Source organism: Flavobacterium sp. KH_035 (assembly GCF_057839565.1).
Window position 1 is genome coordinate 4,679,036 of sequence record NZ_CM174492.1, and the last position, 26,998, is coordinate 4,706,033.

At 34.6% G+C, this 26,998-nt stretch carries 17 protein-coding genes; 8 read left to right on the forward strand and 9 right to left on the reverse strand.

What is annotated here, in order from left to right; translation table 11 throughout:
• Window positions 1-102: 102 nt before the first annotated feature.
• Both AC3IS6_RS19045 and AC3IS6_RS19050 read right to left on the reverse strand, forming a co-directional pair.
• A complete protein-coding gene (locus tag AC3IS6_RS19045) occupies window positions 103-2,916 on the reverse strand; it encodes a Kelch repeat-containing protein (protein WP_489161704.1) in 2,814 nt (937 codons plus the stop codon).
• Window positions 2,917-2,966: 50 nt separating this feature from the next.
• Window positions 2,967-4,664: a fascin domain-containing protein gene (locus AC3IS6_RS19050; protein WP_489161706.1), complete on the reverse strand. Its 1,698-nt coding sequence runs from the start codon at window positions 4,662-4,664 to the stop codon at window positions 2,967-2,969.
• 655 nt (window positions 4,665-5,319) lie between these two features.
• Here AC3IS6_RS19050 and AC3IS6_RS19055 point away from each other — a divergent pair.
• Window positions 5,320-6,078: a class I SAM-dependent methyltransferase gene (locus AC3IS6_RS19055; protein ID WP_489161708.1), complete on the forward strand. Its 759-nt coding sequence runs from the start codon at window positions 5,320-5,322 to the stop codon at window positions 6,076-6,078.
• A gap of 155 nt (window positions 6,079-6,233) precedes the next feature.
• Here AC3IS6_RS19055 and AC3IS6_RS19060 read toward each other — a convergent pair whose 3' ends face one another.
• The 3 genes from AC3IS6_RS19060 to AC3IS6_RS19070 form a co-directional block, all read right to left on the reverse strand.
• The gene (locus AC3IS6_RS19060) at window positions 6,234-7,289 is read right to left on the reverse strand and encodes a hypothetical protein (RefSeq protein ID WP_489161710.1); all 1,056 of its coding nucleotides are present in this window, start codon (window positions 7,287-7,289) and stop codon (window positions 6,234-6,236) included.
• Between the two features lie 71 nt (window positions 7,290-7,360).
• Complete coding sequence (locus tag AC3IS6_RS19065; protein ID WP_489161711.1) at window positions 7,361-8,227, reverse strand: helix-turn-helix domain-containing protein; 867 nt, start codon at window positions 8,225-8,227, stop codon at window positions 7,361-7,363.
• A gap of 290 nt (window positions 8,228-8,517) precedes the next feature.
• Complete coding sequence (locus AC3IS6_RS19070) at window positions 8,518-10,518, reverse strand: S9 family peptidase (RefSeq protein WP_489161713.1); 2,001 nt, start codon at window positions 10,516-10,518, stop codon at window positions 8,518-8,520.
• Between the two features lie 142 nt (window positions 10,519-10,660).
• Here AC3IS6_RS19070 and AC3IS6_RS19075 point away from each other — a divergent pair, with 142 nt between their 5' ends.
• Entirely contained in the window at window positions 10,661-12,013 is a 1,353-nt protein-coding gene (locus AC3IS6_RS19075; RefSeq protein ID WP_489161715.1) for a sensor histidine kinase, read from the forward strand.
• The gene (locus AC3IS6_RS19080) at window positions 12,003-12,686 is read left to right on the forward strand and encodes a response regulator transcription factor (protein WP_489161717.1); all 684 of its coding nucleotides are present in this window, start codon (window positions 12,003-12,005) and stop codon (window positions 12,684-12,686) included. The genes AC3IS6_RS19075 and AC3IS6_RS19080 overlap by 11 nt, the downstream gene beginning before the upstream one ends.
• Window positions 12,687-12,910: 224 nt before the next feature.
• Here AC3IS6_RS19080 and AC3IS6_RS19085 read toward each other — a convergent pair whose 3' ends face one another.
• The gene (locus tag AC3IS6_RS19085; protein WP_489161718.1) at window positions 12,911-16,495 is read right to left on the reverse strand and encodes an ABC transporter permease/M1 family aminopeptidase; all 3,585 of its coding nucleotides are present in this window, start codon (window positions 16,493-16,495) and stop codon (window positions 12,911-12,913) included.
• Between the two features lie 99 nt (window positions 16,496-16,594).
• Complete coding sequence (locus AC3IS6_RS19090) at window positions 16,595-17,467, reverse strand: ABC transporter ATP-binding protein (RefSeq protein ID WP_489161720.1); 873 nt, start codon at window positions 17,465-17,467, stop codon at window positions 16,595-16,597.
• 155 nt (window positions 17,468-17,622) lie between these two features.
• Here AC3IS6_RS19090 and AC3IS6_RS19095 point away from each other — a divergent pair, with 155 nt between their 5' ends.
• The 4 genes from AC3IS6_RS19095 to AC3IS6_RS19110 all read left to right on the forward strand — a co-directional run bounded on the left by AC3IS6_RS19095 (window position 17,623) and on the right by AC3IS6_RS19110 (window position 22,489).
• A complete protein-coding gene (locus tag AC3IS6_RS19095) occupies window positions 17,623-17,871 on the forward strand; it encodes an HD domain-containing protein (protein ID WP_489164930.1) in 249 nt (82 codons plus the stop codon).
• Between the two features lie 122 nt (window positions 17,872-17,993).
• A complete protein-coding gene (locus AC3IS6_RS19100; protein ID WP_489161721.1) occupies window positions 17,994-20,141 on the forward strand; it encodes a TonB-dependent receptor in 2,148 nt (715 codons plus the stop codon).
• A 609-nt stretch (window positions 20,142-20,750) separates the two neighbouring features.
• On the forward strand, window positions 20,751-22,052 hold the full coding sequence (locus AC3IS6_RS19105; protein ID WP_489161723.1) for a hypothetical protein: 1,302 nt from the start codon (window positions 20,751-20,753) through the stop codon (window positions 22,050-22,052).
• 17 nt (window positions 22,053-22,069) lie between these two features.
• Window positions 22,070-22,489: a hypothetical protein gene (locus AC3IS6_RS19110; protein WP_173968169.1), complete on the forward strand. Its 420-nt coding sequence runs from the start codon at window positions 22,070-22,072 to the stop codon at window positions 22,487-22,489.
• 201 nt (window positions 22,490-22,690) lie between these two features.
• Here AC3IS6_RS19110 and AC3IS6_RS19115 read toward each other — a convergent pair whose 3' ends face one another.
• Window positions 22,691-25,087, reverse strand: a complete 2,397-nt coding sequence (locus AC3IS6_RS19115; protein ID WP_489161725.1) for a TonB-dependent siderophore receptor — start codon at window positions 25,085-25,087, stop codon at window positions 22,691-22,693.
• 594 nt (window positions 25,088-25,681) lie between these two features.
• Window positions 25,682-26,158, reverse strand: coding sequence for a hypothetical protein (locus tag AC3IS6_RS19120; RefSeq protein WP_489161727.1), 477 nt, complete (start codon window positions 26,156-26,158; stop codon window positions 25,682-25,684).
• A 580-nt stretch (window positions 26,159-26,738) separates the two neighbouring features.
• Here AC3IS6_RS19120 and AC3IS6_RS19125 point away from each other — a divergent pair.
• Window positions 26,739-26,981 (forward strand): SymE family type I addiction module toxin, encoded by a 243-nt coding sequence (locus tag AC3IS6_RS19125; protein WP_489164931.1) that lies wholly within the window; start codon window positions 26,739-26,741, stop codon window positions 26,979-26,981.
• Window positions 26,982-26,998: the final 17 nt, after the last annotated feature.

The following is a 26,998-nucleotide window of genomic DNA, read 5'->3' on the forward strand; positions in this document are numbered from 1 at the left end:
ATGGCTTTTTATAAAAGTGCCGAAATTTAAGCAAAGACAGTAATGAAAAAATCAAAGTTTTGTTTTAAACTTTACGTAAATCTTCACATAATTTACGACAATTTAGACTCCTGATATACTATGAGGACCTGAATATTGCCATAACGGATTCCAGTACGAAGTAATCAATTCATTTACAGCATCGATCCCTTCCACAATATAATCAACTTCAGAAAGATAACCAGGATAAAGATTATCTGATCCAACAACATATACCTGATCATCTACGATCATGATTTTAGCATGATTTCCCGGAGCAGACGGGACCTTAGAATAAATATAGCCACTCGCATTTATAACCGATAAAGCGGCACTACCAATCACACCATGTTCTGGTGGTTTTTGAGAAAGTGGTGGCTGTTTTAATGTAGCGGTATATCCTTCCTGACTAAGATCTGGCCACTTGTATGTATCTCCTTCAATTGTTTTATCCGCGGGCACTTTATCCGTATAATATAACGGGGCAACATGTAACCTTTTTAAAGCATTTGCTCTTGCTCCATTACTATCATCTAGTGGTGCATCAGTATTTACATCGTGTGTCATATAATACTTTAATAAATCAAATGTTCTTGAGGCACCTGACCCAAATGAATACTGATCTCCTTCAGCTCCGGCACCTGCATCTAATGGAGATACTACTATCTGAACTTCTAAATTGGGATTTGCAAGTAACGCTTCCAAAACCCACTGACAAACCTTATGATCTGACCAATTTTTTTTCCATGCACTTACAATATCCATTTGTGACATACGAATTGTATTTTTAGCCGCTTTAATAAGGGTTTCTTTCATTATTTCCGAGCCTTTTTTAAAATCTGTAATCTGGTCAGGTCCGTTCCAATATTTACCTAATGTCAGCATACGAGTAGCTTGTTTATATTCTGCAAAACCAGCGTAAGTGTTATACACAATACGTTCCTGAAACACTTCTAACTGCAAATCTGTAAGCGTTTGTAAATCTTGGTCCCTAATACCTGACGCAATTGGCAGTTCTCCACTTGGATAAACAGGATCTGTTCCAGTTTGTACACCTGACCGATGCATCGTTATAAGTGCAGATTGCTTTTCTTTTATATAAGCAAGAACATCAGCCTCTACCAACGGATCACCAGGCATATTACTGTCGCTATTGTAATTAACCCAGGTCAGGTTATCAATTCGCAATGACTCCTTTGCTAACAAATCAGTACCGCATACCCACATCTGGTTTAAAAAAAGCTGTGCCCCATATGCAGCTTCACCATGTACTACTATAGACACATCATGAACAGGAGGATAGCTTTTAAATAAATCCATATTTAAATTATGGCCGCCTACTAATGCCTCAGTTCCATCCATACTTATTATTTTAGTATGGTTCCAGGTCATTTTAGCATCCTCAGATCCAATGACCGCAGTTCCGAAAACTTGTAATTGGATAGCAGATAATATTCCACCGGCCAGGCGAGAAAATTTACCCATCCATATCTCAGGCATAACCTCCCATGAACTTGATCGAACTCTGCATAAACGAATGAGAGCTGCCTTAAAATCAACATAATTTGCAGGGTCTCCTAAAATACCTGTAGGTGTTATACCAAACAAAAATCTAAATTGAACCGGCTGAGTACGCCCCATTCGGGTTGTTAAACAGGTATCAATAGCCCCCATTATAGCTCTTACCCAATCAGGATCAGGACTATTTAGGGATGATATATCACAACGGTATTTTGTTTTTTGCACAATTTCCACAATAGCCCTTTCAAATTCGGCCTGACGAATTATTGCTTGCGACATAATTTCTTTACCAAAAGACATCCCCCAAACATGTGGTGTATCTAACATTCTAATATAAACACTTTCACTAAGATGATTAAAGTAATTTTTAACACCAGCCTGAACCGTATCAATAAATGTTTTCTCCGGTTTGAGTTGTACAACAAAATATTCAGTACCTCTTGTTGGTTCATTATTTACCATCCGTGTATTTCCTCCCATCAAATAAACGATACCCAGTTCGTCCTTTACGGTACAAGCAATACCTTCAAGAGCCTGTGCATAATTCAAATTCCCTCCATTTAATGTCGTCCATTGGTTTGTTGTTGTGTTAAAAAGATAACATTGATTATCATACGCACCCAATGTTTGACAAGCGCCAAATATATATATCCATCCTTCCATACCTATTGCGGCAGTTGTGCATGTCTCATAACTACCTGCAAAAAGAGGAGGACTTGGAACAGTGCTCCAGTTTGCTGTTGCAATATCAAAAACAAAACTTGCTCCGGAGCCTCCTACTGCATACAACTTATTCTCCCAAGCTACGCAAGCATGTTTACCCTTTGCCTGAGGCATCTGAGGAATGACGGACCATGTATTGTCTAAAGTATTTAATACTTCACAAGTTGCTATAGGACCGGCCCCCACACCCTGCGTAAAACTCCTACTGCCTGCCGGAAGATAACTGTTGCCGCCAACAACGTATATAAAATCTCCCACAGCAACACAAGCAGGGCCTACTCGCAATGTAGGCATTGGGCTAATGACACTCCATGTATTCGTTATGGTGTCATAACAGTGTACATCATCAGAAAAAGTCCCCTTTCCATACATCCCACCAAAAACGTATATTTTTTTTCCAACAACTGCACTCCCTACATATACGCTCGGTATTGGTAAATCTGCCAATACTTCCCATTTATCAGAAGATGGGGTAAATTGATCATTTAATTTTAATCGGAAAAAATTAGGAGTCTGCTCTCTTGGCCCCCTTGTCCCTCCTCCAACATAATAAACGTAGTTATCCACTATTGCCCCTGCGCCACAGTAACGAGGTTGTGGAAGTACGGGGGCCGCAAGATGTTGCTTAATTACAGGTGAGTACAGTTGAGACATATTTTATTTTTTTAGTTAAAAAAACTGAATTTTATTTTTTGAATTGTCTTTTATAAAAATTTCGATTTAACCCATCCGGCCTTTTCACGTTCAGAAGTTACCGGATAATTCATTTTATATGGCGGGTCTCCAACTACATCATCCATATAGTAATTGTCTAGCGGATTTATACTGTTAATAGAAGATACTCTTCGCACATAAAGTCTATTCGTAAGTACACTTGTTCTTGTTTCTCCACCTCCCATGACATCAAACTCTCTGTGATCTGTATTAATCTTTTGCCTAAGTGAAAGAACCCTTTCGGTTACTTCACTTTCTACTGGAAAAACAGTTCCCCATTGGGTCAAATAGGCTCTGGCCATTTTATAAATTAATTCAGGTACTGGAGCAACGGTTTCGCTTACATTTGTCGCCACATAATTCCCATCTGATGTTGAGTTACCTGCAACCGTACTATGTCTTCCCCGACATGCATATAGTTCGTAACCTTTGGGCTGCGGATCATTTCCGGGCATCAAAGGATCAGTAAGCTGGGCATTGTCCGCTATCGATTTCCACTTATTCCATGGAAACCAAGGATTATAAGGTGTAAAACTGTTGCTTTTTCCTGTCATCATACCATTAGGTCTTAGCACCAATGCCGTAAAAGGTAAGTCTTTGGGCTGTTTACACATATCCCAGGCATATACACCAACATAGCTTACTACATTTGGAGGTAATTGTGTCAATATTCCATACCATTCACCTGTACCAGGTACAGGGTCAATAGCAAATATATTAATAGGGATGTTCTTTACATTATCTGCCCCATAGAGATAGATAAACCATGCAGCCATTATACATTCAACCGCACCACGACTATGCCCAATAAAATTATATTGTTGTTTGCCACTATCAGCTGCTAAATTTGCAGCATGTAAGGCAAGCGCAGCTGCGGACCATCCATTTAATTGTGTTGCCGTTGAAAATTGATCACCACCCGAATAATTTTTAACATAAGAAAGAAGGTAGGAATCAACATTAAGAGGACTGTTAAATTGAAGAGGTTCACTATTGTTTCTTGGAACCGCCCAATCGTTTTCTCCTACACCCCTTATAGTTACACTTGGTGAAGTTACCGTTAGACTACCTGAAATTTCTTTGTGAATTCTAACGGGTATATACCCCGTTTTAGTGCAGTATATGTTTTTATCACTTTCAGGCCGTGTAACTTCTCCTTCATCTCTGGTACAGCCTGTACCGCTGAAACATACAGTATACACTGTTGGGTTTTCTACTATATTAAGCTTAAATGATTCTTCTAAGCTAGTGATTGAGATGCTGTCATTGGTAATTTTAGCAGGTTCAACTTTTTCCTCTAATGGCACAATCGCAAATGTATTCAGATCTGACAAGTTATCTGCCAGAGCCAGTAACGTATTTGATGACTGAACCAATTGAATGTATTTTTGGCTGGACGCAAATAGTACAATTTTATTATCCTCACCCCAGTCCTGCATAACAAACTTTTCAGTCTCCGTTACAGATTCACTGACAGCTGCAAGCGGACTAGCCCCATTTTGTAGATTAGATACATATTTTCCATTAGAAGCAATAATAGCAATTGTATTATCCTGCTCATAAGCTATTTGAAATTTCTCCGCACCTTCTAAAGTATCGCCTGTTGCCTGAATTATACCGGTCCCCTCAGCAATTGTTAAATATTTTCCATTACTTACTTTAAGAGATACTTTGATGGATGTTGTCATATTTTCTGTTTTTTTGTAGAGCACCAACTGGCAACTTTACTTCTATTTTTTTACTACACTCTAGCACCTAAAACTTCACAACTACATTAAAAAACAATTATGTAGACATTCTTTTTTTAAAGTATTAACTAAAAAAATGTCTTGTAAATATTTTCATTTCTATATAAAATTACTAGAATAGTATAAGACAAATTAAAAAAAGGTACGAGTGTCCGATTTTTATCCATGAGAGACCAAAACAATAGTATAAGATCGTTTTTTCCGATTTGGTATTTCAAAATTAAACTTCAAAAAACATTCTTGTTTTATAATAAAAATACCTGAAACAGCAATTTTATTTAAGATAACACGTACCTAAATGTATCAATCTAACGAATTCCGAACCCTACTTGTACAAAAGAAAATAATACGATTAAATTTTTGTGACTACTGTCATTCCTTTATAATTTCTTGTTATTTTGTAGATGGGCTAAAAACACAAATATTCATTGTTTGGAAACTAAAACATTTAAGGATCTCTACTATTTTTTCTTATATTTATTAAAGCAAAAAAGTATGATTTTGCTCATACTATCTATGTAAAAGCAAGGCTATGTATGACTTTATTATATAAACAAGTTAACGTCAATTGAAGAACAACATACCACGACAAAAAATGGACATTGTAAAACATAACAAATTAGCTTGGGACAATTACGTTGAAAAAAAAGACCGTTGGACAATTCCTGTTTCCGAACAAGAATTAGAAAATGCAAAAAATGGAAACTGGAATATTGTTTTGACACCTAGAAAAAGCGTCCCTCGCAATTGGTTTCCCGAACTGAAAGGTTTCAAAATTTTAGGACTTGCATCTGGTGGCGGACAACAAGGACCAATCCTTGCTACTTTGGGAGCAGACGTTACCATTTTTGATAATTCTAAAAAACAGTTGCAGCAAGACAAAACTTTAAGCGATAGATTTAGCCTTAACATAAAAATAGTCGAAGGTGATATGAAAGATCTATCTGTCTTTGCAGACAATTCTTTTGACCTCATTTTTAACCCCTGTTCAGTAGTCTTTGTTGACAATGTTTTGCCTGTTTGGCAGGAATGTTTCCGAGTTTTGAAACCAAACGGAATTTTAATGACAGGTTTAATCAATCCTATTTCATTTCAACTTGACGAAGAAAGTTTGAAGCTAATTTACAAGCAGCCATTTTCAGACCTGCACTCATTGCCGGCAGAAAAATTAAAAGAACTGAAAAAAAATAAGGAGGCTTTGATATTTGGACATAGTCTGACAGACCAAATTAATGGGCAATTAGAGGCCGGTTTTAGCTTGACCAATCTGTATGAGGACAATTGGGGCGAAGAAAACAAAATAGACGATTTTTTCCCCTCCTTCATAGCAACCAGAGCTGTAAAACTCATATAATAACCGACGCTACAAGTGTTTATACGTCAAACTAGCTGACGTAAAGCCCTTGTAGCGAAAGTTATTTTTGCATTCTCCACTTTACAAAATGATGATGCTGTTCAACTTCCTTGTTGAGATAGTTTCTTTATATTCTAAAACGAACGTTTCAAAGCTTATAGATCCTTTTTGAAAAGCCCTGCTTTTAGGTTTGAACCTATTGAACCTTCTGCTAATTGCAGGTAATTGCGTTTACTCTGATCTTTTTCAATTTTTACAGTTCCGGTAGTTTGTACATTTTCCATCTTTAAAAAGTCTGTTGATGTTGCATCGCTACCACTCAATGGGCCACTTCCATATCCTGCCAGATTGGTATAATCTGCAAAAAGGCAATCTGATGCTTTATACTGGCGCGTGCTTCCTTTTTCTCTTATCCATACCGTACTGCTGTTTGCTATTATGTTATGGTGAAAGTCGAAGTTGTCTCCATTTGTACTTTGTGTAGTCCAGACACCACTAAAATAACAACCATATACCAGTGAATAACGCATGACATTAGGGCTACCCGTTCCTCCATCGGTTTGCCAAAAAACAACCGGATTTTTACAATTGAAGAAAACACAATGATCGATAACCAGGCCATAACCATTGGCTATTACGCCCACATGTAAGGGCAGTACATCAACATTCCCTGCAAACAGACATTGTGTGACAAGCAAATCATCTAAACTTTTTCCATTACGCCATATCGGATAAGAACGACGCAAGTTGTTACCATCAACATAAGAGTAATCCGGACTGCCTGTAAATCGTAAACCTTCAATGGTTACATGACTTACCTCGGGCTGTATGCCTTTTGCTTCTTCCCCTCCCACTCCCGGTAAAAGCGGCACTGCCGTTACTACGACCGGCATTTTTTGAGGAGTCCAGTCAGCGTCGTCAGGCATAACAACCGCACGGATCACAAGACGGTTTTTAAAGCTATACTTGTCGTTTGTGAATACAACTGTTTCGGTTAACAGATGTACACCTTCTGAAAGAAAAATTGTAGTTGCGCCCTGTTCTTTGTTTGAATTTACGCGTCTGGCCGCCTCTGCAAGTGTTTTTAAAGGATGGGTTTTCAATCCGGAATTTGCATCGTGACCCGTCTGAGGATTAACGTAGAGCTGTTCTGCTTGTAAGCACAATACGCTCGCAAAAAACAATAGGAAACTAAGTGTGAATTTTATCATATTCTTTTTTTTTGTAAAATTAGAATATTCTCATCCTGCCAAAATGGTCATTTTATCTTTAAAAAGGTCATTTACATTTTCTTTCGATATTGTTGCGGTGTCGTCCCCGTAAATTTTTTAAAGAAACGGTTAAAATTGGATGGATCTGAAAATCCAAACTCGTACGAAATCTCTTTTACCGATTTGTTCTGACAAAGTTGTTTCTTTATTTCTGAAATTAGCTTGTAGTGAATCATTTGCTGCGCCGATAATCCGCTAAATTGCTTACAAATTTTATTAAGAAATCCTGAACTGACATTAAGCATTTTTGAATAGGCTTCCGTACTATGATTATCTGCAAATTTCTTTTCCAATAAAGATCGAAATCTATAAAAATCTAAATGCACATAAGTATCTCTTTGAACATTGTGAATCTCTGCATAATATCGATTGAGAAGGACCAGTAATTGGTATAGAAGTGACCGAATCAAATGACTGCTATCGTTCTGAAGCTGAACAAACTCCTGTTCGATTCCATATAACAATTCGAGACATTTTTCAAATGACGTCCCGGATAACTGCATCTCGGTTGGACGTGAATATTGGTGGAAATATTGAAAGCGATATAAAAATAGTTCATCCGAGAAAAAAAGGTGAAGAAAATCTTTCTCAAAGAAAAGGGTATAACCTCTTACCTCCTTCTCAATATCCCAACGGCGCACTTCTCCCGGACTTGTAAAAATAATAGTTCTTGGACTTATCAATATCTTATTTTCGTTCAATGTAATAGTACCTGTTCCTTCTTCAATAAAAAGGACTTCGTAAAAACTAAGCTGATGTAATGTATCATCTAATACAAAATTTTCCAATGTTTCGATACGTCCAATATCTAACAACAATTCAGAACCATATTTGTATGGAAGAAAATGATACGTTTTGATTTTGGGTACTACTGTCATTCCTTATATAATTTCCTGTTGTTTTGCAGAGGAGCTAAAAATATAAATTTTCATGGTTAAAGACAATACCTTTTTTGATGCAAAACCTTAAGACTACTTTTTGCTGCTTTTTCAATCCTTTCAAAAACTCATAAAACAAAAAACCTGTGAATCCAAAGACCCACAGATTTTTACTTTATGGCAGTTATGTAATTTTTAAAATCAAACGACTCTGCGTGACAGCATCGTGGCGCATTTGGATACAGCCTGAATTCCTGTAACTATTTTTTGACATTAGGAATGACAATGCTTTATTTATTGAAGTTTTCAGCAAAAAAACCTAACATGCATTTATAAAGTTCAATTCTGTTTTTTTCTTTTTTAAACCCATGTCCTTCGTCATATTTTACCATATAAGGCGTTTCAAATCCTTTGCTTCTGAGCGCTTTCACAATTTGATCCGATTCATTAATGTTGACTCTTGGGTCGTTTGCACCCTGAACAACAAATAATGGTTTTTTAATTTTATCTGTTTGAAATACCGGTGATACTTCTTTCGCTATTTTTGCTTCTTCCGGATCATCTAAATTATACCATATTTCTTTAACCTGTTCTCTTAAAGGTTTCCAATATTCAGGGAACGAGTCAAAAAAGGTAAAGATATTTGAAACTCCAACATAATCTACCCCACAAACGTATAAATCGGGAGTTTTAATAAGCCCCATTAAGGTAGCGTAACCACCATGGCTACCGCCGTAAATGGCAATTTTACTTTTATCTACCCAACCTTGTTCAATTGCATATTTTACTCCATCTTCAACATCATCCATCACTTTTCTCCCAATTTGTTTATAACCAATTTCCTGGAATTTTTTTCCATAACCTCCTGAAATTCTAAAGTTAACTTGTAACGTCGCATAACCTCTACTTGCAAATAATTGGGCCTCTTTATTATATCCCCAGGTATCTCTTATTCCTTGTGGACCACCATGTGGATTAACAATAAGCGGTACCTTTTCACCATTAAGTGCCGATTTTGGTAAAGTAATATATCCATATATAGTCAAACCATCTCTACTAGTGAATTGTATTGGACGCATTTCTGCCATATGTTCTTCTTTCAACTGCGGCATTAGGTCGTACAATAGTTTTATTTTTGTTGTTGCAACATCGTATGTATAATACCTTCCAAACAATTTATCACTGTTTACCAGTATTAGAAATGTTTTTTCATTTTTATCATGTGAAACTATGGAGAATTCTTTATCGCTAAACTCTTTTTTTAGCTTGTCGTGCATTTTTGTGTAAAACTTACTTATAGGAATTATTTCATGCTTAATTCCTTCGTAACCAACAAAATCAAGTTCATAATTTCGTTTTTTTCCTCCTATGCCCATTTCACTTAAATCAAATATAGGATTGCTATAGATCTCTTTTATAATGCTATTTTTTTTAAGATCATATAAAACAATTCTTGTCTTGTCACTGTTAAGATTTGTAGAAACATAAACTTCATCTTTATTAGCAGAATTATAATTAAATTCAATAATGCTAAAATTGCTTTTCCAATCTGTTTCATTCACAAGATTAAACTTTTTTGAATCTAAATCTTTGTAATACAATTGATCGACAACTCCATCTTTCAACTTGTAATATCCCCTTATATTACCGTCTCTGTCGAAAATATAGCTGCTGATAGGATCTTTAAGATCCTTATTTTCCATAAGCAGTGTTAACTCTCCGGTTTTATAGTTAATTTTAAATGGTTCGTTAATTTGTTTATTGTTTTTGTTCATTACAACAATTACATAATCCGATCCCTCTACGATCTCAAAAGACCTTACCTTAACACCATCAAAAGGGGTGATATCCTTAACAGTTCCATTTTTAATGTCTGCCACATTCACGTGCATATTTTCATCTCCACCTTTATCTTTAAAAAAATAAAGATGCTCATTATCAAACCAGTCATAAGCTTGAATTATATCGCCCTTTTCTTCAATTATACGGGACACTTTCTCCGTTTTTAAATTTTTCACATAAATATGATTTTTACCATCCTTATCTCTTTCTTTATAAGATAGAAATTTTCCATCAGGCGAAATTTTAAACGCAGATGCTTTGGGGTTTGCAAAATAATCTTCTACCTGGTATTTAAAACTCCCCTTATCAAAAGCAGTAATTTTTTGAAGATCAGCTTTTGAAGAGGGCAACTCTGAATTACCGCGAACTGTTTCGGTATTGTTTTGGGCATTCATTGCTGCCACTATAAGCAAAATGCCAATCGAGAAAATTTTTGATTTTAGTATCATGTTTTACATATTTTATTGAGCAAATTTCAGCATACTTTAAACCATAATGGGTTATCACAGGGTTACATAATGTTAAATAGTGTTAACCGATTTTATTTAGCCTGTTTTAGTCCGTAATTTTATACCTCACCAAATACAAATTATGCGAAGTTTCTTTTTCCGTTTCGACAAATACTTACTTGTTCTGACAATAGTAATTGTTTTAGCCTTTCAATGGTATTGGCTGCAAAACAGTTATCTCAATAAAAAAACGGAGATTCTTGAACAGACAAAGCTAGAAATACGACAAATTTTAGTAAATCAGTTTGTGAATAATTTATCCTTAAATCCAAAAATAGATTCTCTTTTAAATCACGTAAAAGTAGATTATGACAAAATAACTCAATCTCAGTCAGGTGCTACAGTATTAACTACGACCCCCTATAAAGAAGAGAAGTTTCAGGAAGTAAGTAAAAAAATATTGCTCTCCTACAATAAAGCAGATAGTCTGATTTACCATTCATTGAAAAAATTACATCCCGAGTTATTCAGCGAAAATGGAGTAACCATCTACCGACAAAACAGTAAAGGAACCACGACGTATCCTAAAAACCGTACTATTGAGAATAAAAATACCACAGAACCTGTCGCTAGTCTTATTATGAAAGAAAACATCACTTTCAGGGCTCATATAGACAACCTTTCAAGTATTATTATTTCGCAAATATGGAAATCTATCGCTTTTTCAATATTCTATATAATTCTTTTCATAGGTACTATAAGTTTGTTTATTCATAATATCACAATCAATCGAAAACTTCTTAAGAACAAAGAAATCTTCACGCAAAATATGACTCACGAGCTTAAAATTCCTATTTCGACTATAATGGTTGCCACAGATGGACTTGTAAAATATGATATTGCGAGTGAGCCTGAAGCAGCAAAAAAGTATGCGGGTATTATTCAACGAGCTGCGACCCAGCTATATTCTCTGGTTGAAACGATTCTACAAAATGCAAAAGCGGACAGCAACTATCAAAAACAAATCCTCAGCCAGGTCAATTTAGTAGCTTTGATCGAAGAAGTAGTCGAAACAATATCAGGTATTATCCTGAAAAAAGAAGCTAAAGTTATATTCGATGAAGTTGATGAAAAAATAATTTTAAAAGGAAACGCAGATCAGTTGAAACAAATTTTTCTAAACCTGATGGATAACTCATTAAAATATTCAGACAATATGCCAATCATTATTATTTCTGCGAAACAAATTCAAAATAGAGTTTTAATCTACATTAAAGACAATGGAATAGGGATTCCGGATAAGTATGCAGAAGAAATTTTTGAACCTTATTTCAGAATCTCCGAAAACGACCTCCATGATAGGAAAGGCTTTGGTCTTGGGCTTAGCTTTGCAAGAAATTCATTAAAAAATCAGGGAGGATCCATTAAAGTAATAAAATCTCATCTTGAAACTGGTACATTAATTGAAATCAATATGCCTTCTTATGAATCGTAAACCTAAAATATTATATCTTGAAGATGATCCAAATTTGGGCGAAATTACAACTGATATGCTCTTCCGGGCAGGCTTTAAAGTACAGTGGGTAACTAACGGTGAAGAAGGTTTAGAAGCACTTAACAATCAAATCTTTGATATTGCTGTTGCAGATATTATGATGCCAAAGTTAGATGGATACACTTTCATAAAAACGCTTCGCGAAAAAGGTAATCAAATGCCAATTATACTTCTTTCGGCTAGAGTTTTAACCGAAGATGTTTTAAAAGGTTTTGAAATAGGAGCTGACGATTATGTAAGGAAACCGTTCAGTATAGAAGAATTGATTGCGAGAGTAAACAGATTATTAAAAGATAAATCTTCTCAAACAAATGAAAATAATTTTCAATTGGGCGATTACAAGTACAATCACCACAATTATGAACTAAATTATAATGGCGAATCAATTTATTTATCTTCAAGATCGGGACAAATTCTTTATCAATTTTTAACAAATAAAGACGGTATCCTTTCCAGAAAAGAAGTGCTTCTGGATCTTTGGGGTGATGACAGTTTTTTCAACGGAAGAAGTTTAGATGTTTTTATTTCAAAACTGCGACGTCATCTTGCCTCCGATCCCAAAATTTCGATCATAAACATGAGAGGAGTTGGCTATCGCTTAATCATTGTCTAATTGCCCTTTAAATTATCCTGCGATTGCTATAAACTCTTTTTGCGAAACAAAAATGATTCCGATAAAGGCAAAAATTCTGAGTTTTAAAAGAGGAAAACTTTTGCAGGATTATCTCCCACAAAAGTTTTCCTCTTTTATAAAACTATTTAGATTATTCTTCTTATCACTTTCTTTCCCAGAAATTCCTTAATGAAACGAATGTCTTAGAAATTCAGTTAAAAATTTTAGTCTTCTACTTTCTTCAAATTGTCGTCCGGAATTCGATCAATCAAATAGTTGTAGGGATCGATACCCGCTTCAAAAGGTTTCTCCTTAGTCTTGAAAACATAAACATTGTTCTTTTTTGTTATTTTCAGTCTTTTGTAAACCAAAACCTTACCCAAACCGGAATCGTTTTTTGGTTCTGCAAAAACAGCAATATCAATATAATCGGCAACAGGTATTTGAGTTTCTTTTCCAAGTGCATCCGATCTGAATTTTTCGGAAGTCGTTTTTAAAGTGATTTCATACTCAGAACCTACTTTTTTATATTTGGCTTCCAACATTCGGTTTGAAAACAATGTAATGTTCTCAAACATATCAGAAATCAAATACTGTAAACTATCCGGAGTTACTTTCCTTAATTCACTTACCACGCCTATCGAAGTTGGAAATGGCGGGTTTTTATAGGCATAAGTATCAACCAAATTTTTCAAAGCCTGATTTACCTTTTTCTCTCCAATCATTTCTTTTAAATAATACATGACCACACTTGCTTTTTGATAGTGGATGTATTGTTGGTGCTCGGTTTTCATCAAAGGCTGCTCTCCTTCAAGCTCAGAACTACGGCCACTTAAATAACGATCCATCTCATACTTCAGGAATTTTTTCATTTTGTCTTTTCCGTATTCTTTTTCCATGACCATCAAAGCAGAATATTGAGCAAAACCTTCACTAAACATTTCACTTCCCTGCATATTGGCACCAGAAACCTGATGTGCCCAGTACTGATGCCCCATTTCGTGTGCCGTGACATAATAAACCTGGTCAATATCATCTTTCTTTACATCACTTAAATCAATGATAAAACCGATACCTTCGCTAAAAGGCATAGTACCAGGAAAAGCTTGTGCAAAACTTTGGTATCTTGGAAACTCAATAATTCTACATTGTTTATGATAATATGGCCCAAAGTTTTTAGTATAATATTCTAATGATTTCTGCATGCTTTTGAGCATATTCGGAACATTATAGGCATGCTCTTTGTCGTAATAAACTTCGAGATCTATGCCGTTCCATTTTTTACGGGCTATTTCATACTTTGCAGAAATAAAGGAATAAAAGTTCAATGATTTTTGATCCAATTTATAATTGAAATACTTTCTTCCATTAGCTTCCCACGTTTTTAATAGTGACCCTGGAGCAATGGCAGTTTGGTCCGGCGCCGTACTTATCGTCGTATTCACCTCAACCCAATCCGAATCATTTGCAAGGTACGTGTTGCCCCTGGCCGAAAGATTGTTCTCGTCCAGTTTTGGCATTCTTTCTCTCTTCGGTAATTTCAGTTTGATTCGTTTGTTTTTATCTGAAACCTCCATGCCATTATTGTATCCCAGAGATGGTACAATATCATAATTATTGAAGAACGTTCCGTTTTGAGTCAGCTGTGTAAAACTGACTTCGTTTTCGAATCCTTTTGTCAATTTCCATAAATCGATATTAATTTTAATGGAATCATTGGGCAATAAAGGTTTGTTTAATTCATAAATCTCATAATTTAAACGGGAATCTTTTAATTTCAATTTTGCTCCGGCAATACTCATTTTTAAACTATCAGATACTTCTGGCATCGTAAAATGGAGTTCTCGTATCGCTACATTAGATTTGTTTTTTGCCCAAGCTTCTATTTTTGCAGTCATATTTCGTTCTTCGGGCATAAGATCAATAGTGTAATTGAATTTATAAAAACGAGGCTGTACCAGATGTTCGAATTTTTTATATTTTTTCTCATAATCCACTTGCTTGTTCTCCTGTTCTTTTGAAGAATCGTAAGTGTTTAAGACTTTAGTATTATAATAAACAAAACTACTGCAAAGTGCAAATGCAACTAAGGTGATCGCTATGCCAATCTTATTTTCTCCAAATTGTTTTTTTGCATTTATCCATCTGTATTTAAATTGCTGTTCTTTACCACGAACGTAAAATGCGTTAATAACAAAACACAAGATCAAACAAAACAGCGCCCAGTACACATTGAACCAAATGGTAGAGGAGACAAAAGGACCAAACCCATTCATGTCCGAGTAAGTAATGGCTGGTGTGTTACCAAAATTCAACATATTACTATTGATTTCGAGTACCCCCCAAATGAAATTATTAACGATTATAAAAGTGACAAAAGCAAAATAGGCAATATATCGGTTATTGATTAAATAATGGAATAACAAGGAAATCACCGCCATAAAAGAATAGCTCAACAAAGATACTACCATTATTGATTTTAGATAAACATCCAATTTGTAATTGTAATATCCATGAGCTGTTTGTGACATAATCCCAACTATTATCGTTAGGGCAAAAACAATGGCTAAAGCAATAATGAGGGCCACCAATTTAGAGGAGAATAAAACACCTGTTTTGATCGGTGTGGCATCTTGAATTTCATTGATTTTGGCATCACGTTCTTTCCAAACTAAAACACCAGTGTAAAAAGTAATAAATCCGATCATAAAAATGCCAAAAGCCCCTTTTATAGTATCGATTACATCATAAGTAACAGGATATTGAGCAGTTCCATAACGGCCTGTAAAACTTATAAGGCTCGCAATCAAATTAATCATTCCAATGGCCACAATGATAATAAAAGTGGGGTTTTTGATGATCGATTTAGTTTCAAATTTTACTAAACTCCAAAAGGTACTTATCGAAAAAACATTGGCTTTTGTTGTTTCGAATACCACATTGGAAACAACAACAGGACTTTCAGATACTTTTGATTTTTTACTCTCTTTCTTTTTTTCTTTTTTAGCATTAAAAGAAAATTTAAAATAAACTGCCAATAAAATAACCAAACTGATTCCTATCCAAATCAAACGATTGGTCAGTAAATCGCCATGTAAGGAGACTGCGCTTAGATTTTTTTCAGCAACAGTGGCGTATTTGGTCATAATCTTAAAAGGACGAATCCCAAAAGGATCAAGCAAATTGGCTAACCATTCTTTCTGAATATCTTTGGTAAATCCAGACGAGACAATATAGAATACCAAAATAAGCATAGCACCTATAAAAGATACAATATTGCTTCTAAAAATAATAGCTAAAGCAAATAATAAAACCCCTGAGATAATCACATTTGGAATCCCAAAAACCAATAAACCCTGTAAATGCCCAGACCAAATGATTTCGCCAAATCTTTCCGCTGGACACATATTAAAAATTGGTGCTAATACCGGAGCAATCAAAACACCTAAAGAAATTCCAAGTAAAGGAATTACGGAGACGATCGCTGCTCCAATAAATTTCCCGAAATAATAGTCCCTTTTTTTGATTGGGGAGGAGAATATAAATTGATACATTCCACTTTGAAAATCACGGTTGGCCGTGGCGTTCATAAAAGCTGTAGTCATCAGTAAACAAATTACCGAAAGTATACCGTAGAATTGTTCTACGACAAAAGGTGCATTTTTGTGTATATTACCAATGCTTTCGCCAATGGTAACCTGCTCAGATCCAACCGCAAAAAAAACGATCAGGGTATTAATGAATAAAAAGATCCATATCATTGGTGTCTGTAACCAATATTTTAATTCATATCGTATAAATTTCCACATAATTTTTTATTTAAAAAGAGCTAAAAGATTGACGTTATTTGATACTGAGATTTTATCAGCCTAAGTTTCTAAAATCTTAGTAATTCAGTATCTTTTTTCTTAAACTAATTCGTTTAATTTCGCAAAAAACACATCTTCGAGATTTTCCTCTGCCGGACTAAATCCATCATTCAAATGAGTATTCGAAAAAACGTGAATCAAAGGTTGTCCACCAACTAATTTATTCGAAATAACTTTGTAGCCTTTTTGGTATTCAGGTAATTCCAGTTTGGTTACTTTTTTCTCCCAAACTTTGCTTTTCACTTGCAGTAAAGCATCATCAGTATTACCGCTAAATAGCACTTTTCCCTGGTTCATTATCGCCATTTCTGTGCAAAGTTCGCGAACATCCTGAACAATATGAGTGGAAAGGATAACAACTGTGTTTTCTCCTATTTCACTCAAAATATTATAAAAACGATTTCTTTCACCAGGATCCAATCCCGCAGTCGGTTCATCTACAATAACCAATTGCGGATTTCCAATTAAACATTGTGCTATTCCAAAACGCTGGCGCATTCCTCCACTGTAACTCCCCACAGCGTTTTTTCGATGTTCCCAAAGATTGACTTTAACTAGTAATTGTTCTATGATTTGTTTACGGTCTGATTTTTTATCAAACCCTTTCAGTAATGCCAAATGATCCAAAAGTTCTACAGCTGAAGTTCTTGGATACACGCCAAATTCTTGTGGCAAATAACCCAGAACTTTACGAACCGCTTCTTTGTTATTCAAGACGTCAATATCTCCAAGAGTTACTGAACCGCTGTCAACATCCTGCAAAGTAGCCAGTGTTCGCATCAAAGAAGATTTTCCAGCTCCATTTGGCCCAAGTAATCCAAACATTCCTTTTTTAATGTGAAGTGAAACATCGTTCAGTGCATGCACGCCATTACTGTATTTTTTGTCCAGGTTTTTAATAATTAATTCCATTTATATCTTTTAGTTTTTGATTGGTTATAAATACGTAAGACGTTACTTAAAATTAATAGTTACAGTATTGATACAAAATTTATTTTTAATTTGAGATAATACAGCTCTCTATACCAGGAAACTCCAGTAAAAATTATAAGAATTACTTACGCAGAATTTACAATCTTTGGTATGACTTTGAGAACAAAGTAAGTAACGAATCAAAAGTTGCTAATACTTTAGATAAACTAGAAGCTCAGATTCAACATAATGAAGTAGATATCGACACTTGGCTTGATATTAAGAAGGAAATACTTTTCATGGTGGATAAACATGTAAATTTTAACGATTTCCTCACCATTTTGAAAGATGCAATTGTTCAGGAAGGAGTAACAAAACTTAAATCAGCCGAATTAAGTAACTAACCCCAACGAAACTAAATAATAAAATAGAAAGGCAGCACTACTTTAGCTGCTTTTCTCCTATTATTCTTCTAATAGATTCTCTATATTTGTTGCTATTTTAATTAAATCTAAATAAGCTAAATATGCGAATTTATTCTTTGCTGATGGTGTTCTTTACTATAAGTTCACTTTCCGCACAACAAGCTTCTAAAACAAATCCTCAAAGTCAAGATAGTGTTTTGCCTGACAAATCAAAATCTGACAATGAATTAAAAGAAATTGTTATTTCTGCCACAAGACAAGTCGAAAGTTTAAACGAAGTTCCTTCTTCAGTAACCATACTTTCAAAGAAACAATTACAACAACAATTAAGTATAAGCTCCAATTTAAGTGATATTCTGGGTACAACAGTTCCGGGCTTAGGCTTTACTACTAATAGAACTCAGAATTTAGGTCAGACTTTACGTGGTCGCCGCGTATTGGTAATGATTGATGGTATTCCACAATCTACACCTTTAAGAGACGGAGCAAAAGACATGCGTTCTCTCGATCCTACAGTGCTGGATCGCGTTGAAGTTATTAAAGGCGCTACCGCAATTTACGGTAACGGTGCTGATGGTGGTTTGATCAATTACATTACAAAAAAACCAACTACCGATAAAGCAATAAGCGGATCAACAGAGGCTGGGACAGCTTTCTCACTGATTAAACCTAAAGAAACTGCCGGTTTCTTTATATCACAGCAGTTCAACGGGAAAATTAAGAAGTTCGATTATGTAGTTAGTGGCCGTTATGAAGAAACGGGGCTTTATCGCGATGCAAAAGGACGTGTCCTTTCACCGGAATATGGAATGAACGATCTTAGAAACTGGAATGCTTTTGCTAAAATTGGATATGATTTTAACGCTAACAATCGTCTGGAATTAATGTACAATTATTTCAAAAGCACACAACACACTGATTATATTGCCAAAGCCGGAGTGTATGGAAATTTTGATAGGCCTACTACCGGAATCAAAGGGTCACGTCCCGGAGAACCGGAAGGAACGCCTTATAACCACAATGCCGCTTTAAGTTATATTGGGGAGAATATTATTGGAAATACAGATATTAATGCTACTCTCTATTTTCAAGATTATCTTACACTTATTAACTATAGCGACTTTTTTGAAAACAAAGGACAACCTGCTACACAAAGTAAAAAATTTGGTTTTCGTTTGAATTTAAACAGTCCGTACGAAATTAATTCTCTTATATCCGGTAATGTTACTTATGGAGTGGATATTCTTTCAGATATTACCGATACTCATCTTACTGATAACAGATTGGTAATTCCGGAAATGAGTATGACCAATTTGGCTCCTTACTTTCAAATTAAGAACATGTTTGGACCAAACTTGGTCTTTAAAACCGGTTTGAGACTTGAAAATGTAAACATTGACGTTCCTAACTATACCACCATTGGTATTCGTAATTATGTAAACGGAACTTACGTAGGTGGAGGTGTCGCAGTAAACGGCGGGGCATTACATTTTAATGCACTAATGTTCAATGCCGGATTGCGTTATACAAAATGGAATTTGTTTAAACCTTTTGTAAGCTTTTCTCAAAGTTTCAGTGTAGCCGACTTAGGTTTAGTATTACGTGCAGCAAAAGAAAATACCGTTAACAATACTTCAATAAAAGCAGTTACTGCCAATAATTATGAATTTGGATTCTCCGGAGCTGTAGATCGATTATCTTATGAAGCAGCTGTTTATTACAGTACTTCCAAATTAGGTGCTTCTTATGTTTATATCGACGGTAATCCACAGATTTCCCGTTCACCAGAAAAGATCTATGGTTTTGAGTTATCAGCAAAATACCGTCTTCATTCCAAAATAGATATCGGAGCCAGTTATTCTTTTACAGAAGGGAAACGTGAACTTACTGACAAAAAAGTGTATTTAGGAGGTGATCGCATCAATCCGCCAAAAATAACGGCTTATACTGTATTTAGGCCTATCGAAGATTGGTCCATTTTTCTGCAAATGATCAATACACCGGGAAGAGACCGATTTGAGCCTGTTAATGGAGCTTATACGTATGGAACAGGACCAATAAAATCATTCACCGCTTTTAATCTTTCGTCCGGTTATACTTTTATGAAAAAAAGTACGATTCGTTTAGGTGTTGAGAATTTATTCAATAGGGACTACTATACGGTTATCTCACAATGGCAATCGAACAATATGAATTATGTTAAAGAAAATGGTACACGACTAACCTTAAGCTTTACACAAGCATTCTAATTACATCACAAGTCATCAACAAAAAAAGGCTGCCCTAAAATAATAAGGACAGCCTCCTCTTTTTCTTTTACAGACTCTTTTAAAATCTTTTTGATAAAATTTAGTATTAATTCAAAATAATAAATAAACAGAACAAAGCCAATTGCAGTTAAGTAACTACCAAATGAAATATTTGAAAACACAATGATCGGTTTAATATCGCTTTGATCCACTAATAACAACAAACAACTAAACTAATTTGAGTTCATCTATTATTCAAATAAAATCAAATTCATTTTTATCAAAGAAAGTATAAATTGAAGATTATTATAAAAACTAACCGTCCTAATCAGTCTATTATTATGAAAAATATCGGCTAAGGGTTGGTGAATAAAATTACCAAAATAGTACTTAATAAAACCTTCATTTCGAATACACTATTCTGACCTAATCTACATAAAAAACAATTATTCAAAATGTTTTTTTTTGTAAGAAAAAACAACTATCTTTACTATAAACATATACTACTATACATATATATTTCTGAAAAAACCTATTGAACTGAATAAATACTCTTAAATAACAAGTTTAAATTCATTGTAAAATATGATACAAAAAACAAAAAATATATTGAATCTACTAGTACTAACATACGTAAGTACGTTTATGACCGGCTGCCAAAGCGATGAAATAAAAACTACGGTCATAAATCCTGATATAACTGCAGTAAAAGAATGGTTTGACAATAACAGTCCAAATCTAGAATCACTAAAGTATACAAAAAAAATAGATTGGGAAAATGCAAGAATATCTATTGAAGGTGATGCTAAAACGATAGAAATTCCTCTTATGCTGTTTAACAATACATCAACAAATGTTATTGACGATACCGATTATAGAACCTATATGTCATTATTATTCATTTTAAATGAAAATGAAGAATATCAGATCTTTAATATTATTTACACTACAAAGAATAAAATTATAAATAACAGTAAAGAGTTTAATCTCTATAAAACTGATTCCATATATTCGGGATATATAACAATACAAAACAGTAAAAACAAAATTATTTATTCTGGAGAATTTCAAAACGGTCAGCATATTAGATATCATAACAGAGCTCCCATACAGAACGTCACTTCAAAATACATATGCACCTACTACGTTACAGTTGGTCCCATTACAACTTGTAGTAATTGGAGTTGGGTACCTGACAATATACCAGTGCCTGGAGTTCCCTATTTCCCAGGAGGTCCATCCTTTCCTGGTGGTCAGCCACCTCCAGTTATAAAATTAGATCCCTGTGCACAAGCCACAAAAATGTCTATTGACGGAAAAGACCCAGTTTTTCTATCCGCAAAAAAAAATATTCTTAATGCTAACCCAAAAATAGAGCATAGTATTACTTTAACTAGACGGAATAATCAATTGGGACAGATAGCTATGAATAGTGGTGGCACTTCTAGTGTAAAAGTAAACACAAACTGGCATGGATCTTTTGCCGCCTTGCACAACCACCCAAATAATACGCCACTGTCTGCAGGCGACATTTACGCTGGCATAACGTTAAATGTAGACAATCGTAATTTTACAACTTCGTACATTCTAACGGGAGGAGAAGTATATGCAATTGTTATAACCGATTTGCAAGCAGCAAAAGATTTTACTGCTGCTTATCCTGCTGATCAAATAGCAGGTTACAATCCCGAATTTCCAGACGTTCTTTTTGACCAACTGCAAAATTTAGTCACTACCTTTGGTTCTTCTATTGATGGCAGGACTGAAGCAATGTCAGTAATTTTAAATAAATATAATGCAGGAGTCACTTTGATGAAACAAGATTCTGAAGGGCAATTCAAACCGTTTAATACTAAAGAATCTATACTCCCAAATGGCAACAAGTCTTACACCTCAATACCTTGTAATTAACAAATAATTCAAAAAAAATGAAAAAGCTATTAAAAACATTTATACTTCTGTTATTATTAATTAACTATAGCTGCAAAGCACAGCAATTGGTACAAACTCCTAATGATATATTTAAATTAAAAACAAATGAACAGCAGTTTCTCAATAAGCCTCTGAAAAGCCTCCTAAAAGAAATAAAACCTGAAATAAAAACTGCTTTTGCTACCACTGATAGTCCTTCATTTTTTACTTTTAAATTTTTGAGTCCTTCGGAAATTAATCAAAAAGTTGTTGGACGAAAAAACATAAGCTTTTATGTCTATGTAAAGGAACCTGTTGATTGGAGTGATGATAAAAGATCTAAAGGAAAGGAATATATATGGACACCACAAGATGTCGAGAAGTATGGTAACCTAACAATAATCAGGATTAAAGTAATTGAATGGATAGAGAACTAAATATATAACTAAGAACAAATCCTATTTTAAATTGTATTAACCGTCGATATTTCCCATTTTTCAATAATGAATTATGTTAAAGAAAATGGTACACAACTAACCTTAAGCTTTATACAAGCATTCTAATTACATCACAAGTCATCAACAAAAAAGGCTCGAACATTACGTTCGAGCCTTTTTATATTCAGTATTCTAAAAAAACTAAAATTTATAAGTTAAACTACCCATAACGGTACGTGGAGCCTGGACATTTATTGTCGTATAACCATTAAAATACAATTGGTCTGTTAAGTTATTTACTTTTAAAGACACTCTGTATTTCGGCTGATCGTAGTACAAAGCAGTATTAACCACAGCATATGACGGAAGCTCAAAAGTTTGACCAGGTCCGTTATTGTAAATGTAGGTAGCATCTCCGTAATTCCCTCCAAATCCTAAACCTAATCCTTTAAGTTTGGTTCTTTGAAGATTATAACTAAACCAGTAGTTGATTAAATTTTCTGGTCCTGCAGTTACAGGTCTTAAATTATTTAATTTAGAGTTATTATTAGAGTACCCCACAAGAAGGTTCAATCCCGGAATTGGGTTAGCTGTAAGCTCTACTTCAAAACCTTTACTATATTGTGTTCCGTTTTGTATACTCGCATTTGGAAGATTCGGATCTGCAATTACAATATTGTCAACTTTGATATCATAATAGCTAAAGGTTGCGCTTACTTTATTCTGGAAAGCATTTACTTTCACACCAACTTCAAGCTGATTTGCTTTTTCAGGATCAAACTGTTTCATTTCAAGTTTCCCTCCAACATTAGCATTTAAGAATCCTTTATTGGTAAAGCTATTTTGGTAATTTCCAAAAACAGATACCTGATCTTTTACGATTTGATACACGGCACCAAATTTTGGTGAGAAAGCATTTTGAGAAAAATTGTCCGCTTTTGTATTCGAAGCAGGATCAAATGATCCTTTATTTTGAAAATGATCAAAACGTACCGCTGCCGAAAGAATTAATCTTTCTGTAATGTTGATTGCATCTGCTACATAAACACTGTATGTCGCTATAGAACTATTAGTAGTATAAGGAGGATTCCCTTTTCCGGTAAGTGCATCCTTTACATTTGTTGGGTTAAAGTCGTAATAATTAGTAACCGCTCCTGTATACTTTATAGTGTCGAACGGCGCATAACCCGGTAAACTTTGGTACACTAATTTATTTGAACCGTAATAGATATCGCCACCTACCAAGAAGCGGTTTCTCATTGATCCAATTTTGAAATCTCCATTAAAGTTTTGTTGGAATTCGATCGCATTATCTTTTCCATTTGCATCCCAGGCGTTTCTTGAGAATTCCTGATCTTTCAAAAGGTAAAACCATGTCTGTAAACCACTTGCTTTATTAGAACTGCTGCTGAATACCGTTTGAGAAGTCCATTCGTCTGAAATTTGATAAAGAGCCTGTGCAAAAACGTTTAATGTTTTCGTGTTGGTCATAAATTCATCTCCTAAAAATGATCTTTTGAAATTAACATCCAAATTCTTAGCATTATTAACTCCTAAGTCAGCAATAGAAACTCCAAAAGGAAGATAAATTAAAGGCATACCAGAGTTGTCCTGATTTCCAATTTCGGCATCGATAGAGATGGTTAGTTTATCGTTTACTTTATAAGCAAAAGACGGCGCTACGAAGAAACTCTTTGAGTAACCGAAATCCTGAAAAGTATTCGCATTTCCAAAAGCAGCATTCAATCTGAACAAAGCCGTATGGTCATCATTAATTGGAGTATTGATATCGGCCGTTAAACGGTTAAAACCATAACTTCCGTTTTGATATGAAATTTCTCCACCAAAATTATCATAAGGTTTTTTAGTTACACGGTTGATTAATCCACCGTAAGAAGAAACCACATTTCCAAAAAGTGTAGCTGATGGTCCTTTTATCACTTCGATTCTTTCTAAGTTTACCGCATCAGTGTTACTGTTTACTTTTCCGGCAAGACCATTTCTCACTAAACTCTGAGTAGTAAATCCACGTAAGGAATACCATGAAGCTCCGTCACCGGCACGATTGGTAGCTGCCCATAATTGATATAAACCCGGTACATTTTTTAATGCTTCATCCTGATTGGTTACCAACTGATCTTTGATCAACTCTTTAGTAACGACATTATATACTTGTGAATTTTCAAGGTTTTTAATCGTCATTCTCGATACATACTGACTTTCTGATTTAGTATACTTATTTGCATTCCCTTTTACAAATACTTCCGTAAGTGCCTCAGAAGTGGTAAGCAGTGTGAAATTTTCGACAAGATCACTTCCTGCTGAAACTGCAACATTTTTTTCTTTAGATGAAAACCCAATTACCGAAACCTTCAGAATATAATTTCCGGGTCTGATGTTCTTGATCTCATAATTTCCCTGAGCATCAGTAGTAGTTCCAATCTTTGTTCCTTTAAGAGTTACAGAAATATTATCCGCTGCTTCATCATTAGATAATGAAACCGTTCCTTTTATTGTACCAGTCTGTGCAAACGATGCAGAAGCCGTAAGCATCATCATCAAACAGCCCAAAAGTCGCAATAGTACTTTTACTTTCATGTTATTTAGAATTATTTTTAATAGTGCAAATGTATTATTTGTATCAAATCAAACCAAATTATTTTGAATTATTCTAGATAACAACCCTGTTTTGATACTTTTAAGTACTATTTTTCATTCTTTTAGTAGAAAAAAAGCAATATTCATTTTTTATATTAAAATTAACCCGTTGGGTGTAATTGCTTTTAACACATAGTAACATGGAGATGGCTAGTACGATCTCTGCACTAGAACGAACATCTGATATATTATCTGTTCGTCACATTAAAACGTACTCTTTTTATAGGGAATCACGCTCTAAATGTCTTCACAAACCCCGACCTAAAGTTACTCCCTCTAATTCGCCTTTGTGGCAATTGGCTACAAGAAGCCAGATTCATAATCGATCAGCATTTGACCATTACCAAAATGAAAAATATGCTAATAACAAAACCAACAAAAGAAGTATAAAACTCATTAAAAAAAGTAATACAACCTTTTATATACAACAAAACCCACTAAAATTTTAGCGGGTTTTATGTTTAGTTATATGTAAACTTTTTTCACTACAAGACAAGGGAGGAATAAAAGCTAAAATCGTTATACTATAAAAGTTTATTTTACCTTGTCAATTCTTACATCTTCTGGACCTCCATAATATGCAGCATCCTCTCCTCTACCACTTTTACTTCTTTCTGTTTGCAATTTTAAAGTAAAAGAAATTTGTAATTTTTCACTGCTCTTTATTTTATTACCTTCATTGTCATAAAAAATTACATCCTGCATCGTAAAAGTTTCCGGAGTGTAAAATTCATTTTTTCCTTCGCCGTCCTCTATCGGAAAATGACCAATTATTACTCCTTTTCCGTTAGGTTGTTCATAAAATTTGATATAAGGAGTTGTTTTTATACTTGTTTTTATATCACTATCAATAAAAGGATATCCAACTATACTAAATCGTTTTCCGTTATTCTCTTCTATTTTATTTAAATCTTCATATTCCTTGGTTGTTACAAGTTTGCCTATTTCGCTATTTGAATTACCACAGGAAAACATTGCTAAAGCCAATGCTGTAATTAGATTTTTTTTCATTGTTTAATATTTAATGTTTATTATTAGGTTTTCTATTTTATATTCTTTGCGCCACATGAAAGGATTCGTGCGGGAGCGGGCTAAAATTTTTCTATTTCTTTGTTCCTAACTAATTTTGACATGCAACATGCCTGAACTTGATGACAGCAAATTTTTTATTGGTTATGTTTAATTCATTTATACATCTCTTTATCCTCCTACTAAAACATTTACAAAAAATATCTGCCGAATTTCAAAGAGTCCCAAAAAATTGAATCTCAAAAGTAGTTGATTTTTCTCTCAATTAAAAAAATGATTACAACGCTTTTTTTCTTTTTTCGCTGCAAAACACAAAAATACTTTTAGTACTTTTGCCCCGACTTACATTTTTTCGGAGGCGAGTTTACTCGCTATGAACATTGCGGGCTTTTTTTATGCCCGTACATGTCACTATACGCGGTTTCAGTACCCCCGTGTGGTGCGTTAATGCGCCCACTGCCTCCGAGAAGGTGTAAGTCAACGGGAAAGGCTGGAACCGTATTTTTTTTGCCATTAAAAATTTCTGAAAATGACTTACACAGAAAAAACAAACAACTCGGAGATGGTAAGCACGATCTCTGCACTAGAACGGACATCTGATATATTATCTGTTCGTCACATTAAAACGTATTCTTTTCATAGGGAATCACGCTCTAAATGTCTTCACAAACCCCGACCTAAGGTACTCCCACTAATTCGTCTTTGTGGCAATTGGTTACAAGAAGCGGGATTCATAATCGATCAAGATTTAACCATTACTGCAATGAAAGATATGCTCATTATCAGACCAGCAAAAGAAGTGTAAAATTGATAAAAAAGTGA

Bases quoted from the DNA above. Each gene is read 5' to 3' on its own strand.
- AC3IS6_RS19045 (WP_489161704.1), bottom strand. From the start codon at position 2,916: ATGTCTCAACTGTACTCACCTGTAATTAAGCAACATCTTGCGGCCCCC.
- AC3IS6_RS19050 (WP_489161706.1), bottom strand. From the start codon at position 4,664: ATGACAACATCCATCAAAGTATCTCTTAAAGTAAGTAATGGAAAATAT.
- AC3IS6_RS19055 (WP_489161708.1), top strand. From the start codon at position 5,320: ATGGACATTGTAAAACATAACAAATTAGCTTGGGACAATTACGTTGAA.
- AC3IS6_RS19060 (WP_489161710.1), bottom strand. From the start codon at position 7,289: ATGATAAAATTCACACTTAGTTTCCTATTGTTTTTTGCGAGCGTATTG.
- AC3IS6_RS19065 (WP_489161711.1), bottom strand. From the start codon at position 8,227: ATGACAGTAGTACCCAAAATCAAAACGTATCATTTTCTTCCATACAAA.
- AC3IS6_RS19070 (WP_489161713.1), bottom strand. From the start codon at position 10,518: ATGATACTAAAATCAAAAATTTTCTCGATTGGCATTTTGCTTATAGTG.
- AC3IS6_RS19075 (WP_489161715.1), top strand. From the start codon at position 10,661: ATGCGAAGTTTCTTTTTCCGTTTCGACAAATACTTACTTGTTCTGACA.
- AC3IS6_RS19080 (WP_489161717.1), top strand. From the start codon at position 12,003: ATGAATCGTAAACCTAAAATATTATATCTTGAAGATGATCCAAATTTG.
- AC3IS6_RS19085 (WP_489161718.1), bottom strand. From the start codon at position 16,495: ATGTGGAAATTTATACGATATGAATTAAAATATTGGTTACAGACACCA.
- AC3IS6_RS19090 (WP_489161720.1), bottom strand. From the start codon at position 17,467: ATGGAATTAATTATTAAAAACCTGGACAAAAAATACAGTAATGGCGTG.
- AC3IS6_RS19100 (WP_489161721.1), top strand. From the start codon at position 17,994: ATGCGAATTTATTCTTTGCTGATGGTGTTCTTTACTATAAGTTCACTT.
- AC3IS6_RS19110 (WP_173968169.1), top strand. From the start codon at position 22,070: ATGAAAAAGCTATTAAAAACATTTATACTTCTGTTATTATTAATTAAC.
- AC3IS6_RS19115 (WP_489161725.1), bottom strand. From the start codon at position 25,087: ATGAAAGTAAAAGTACTATTGCGACTTTTGGGCTGTTTGATGATGATG.
- AC3IS6_RS19120 (WP_489161727.1), bottom strand. From the start codon at position 26,158: ATGAAAAAAAATCTAATTACAGCATTGGCTTTAGCAATGTTTTCCTGT.
- AC3IS6_RS19125 (WP_489164931.1), top strand. From the start codon at position 26,739: ATGGTAAGCACGATCTCTGCACTAGAACGGACATCTGATATATTATCT.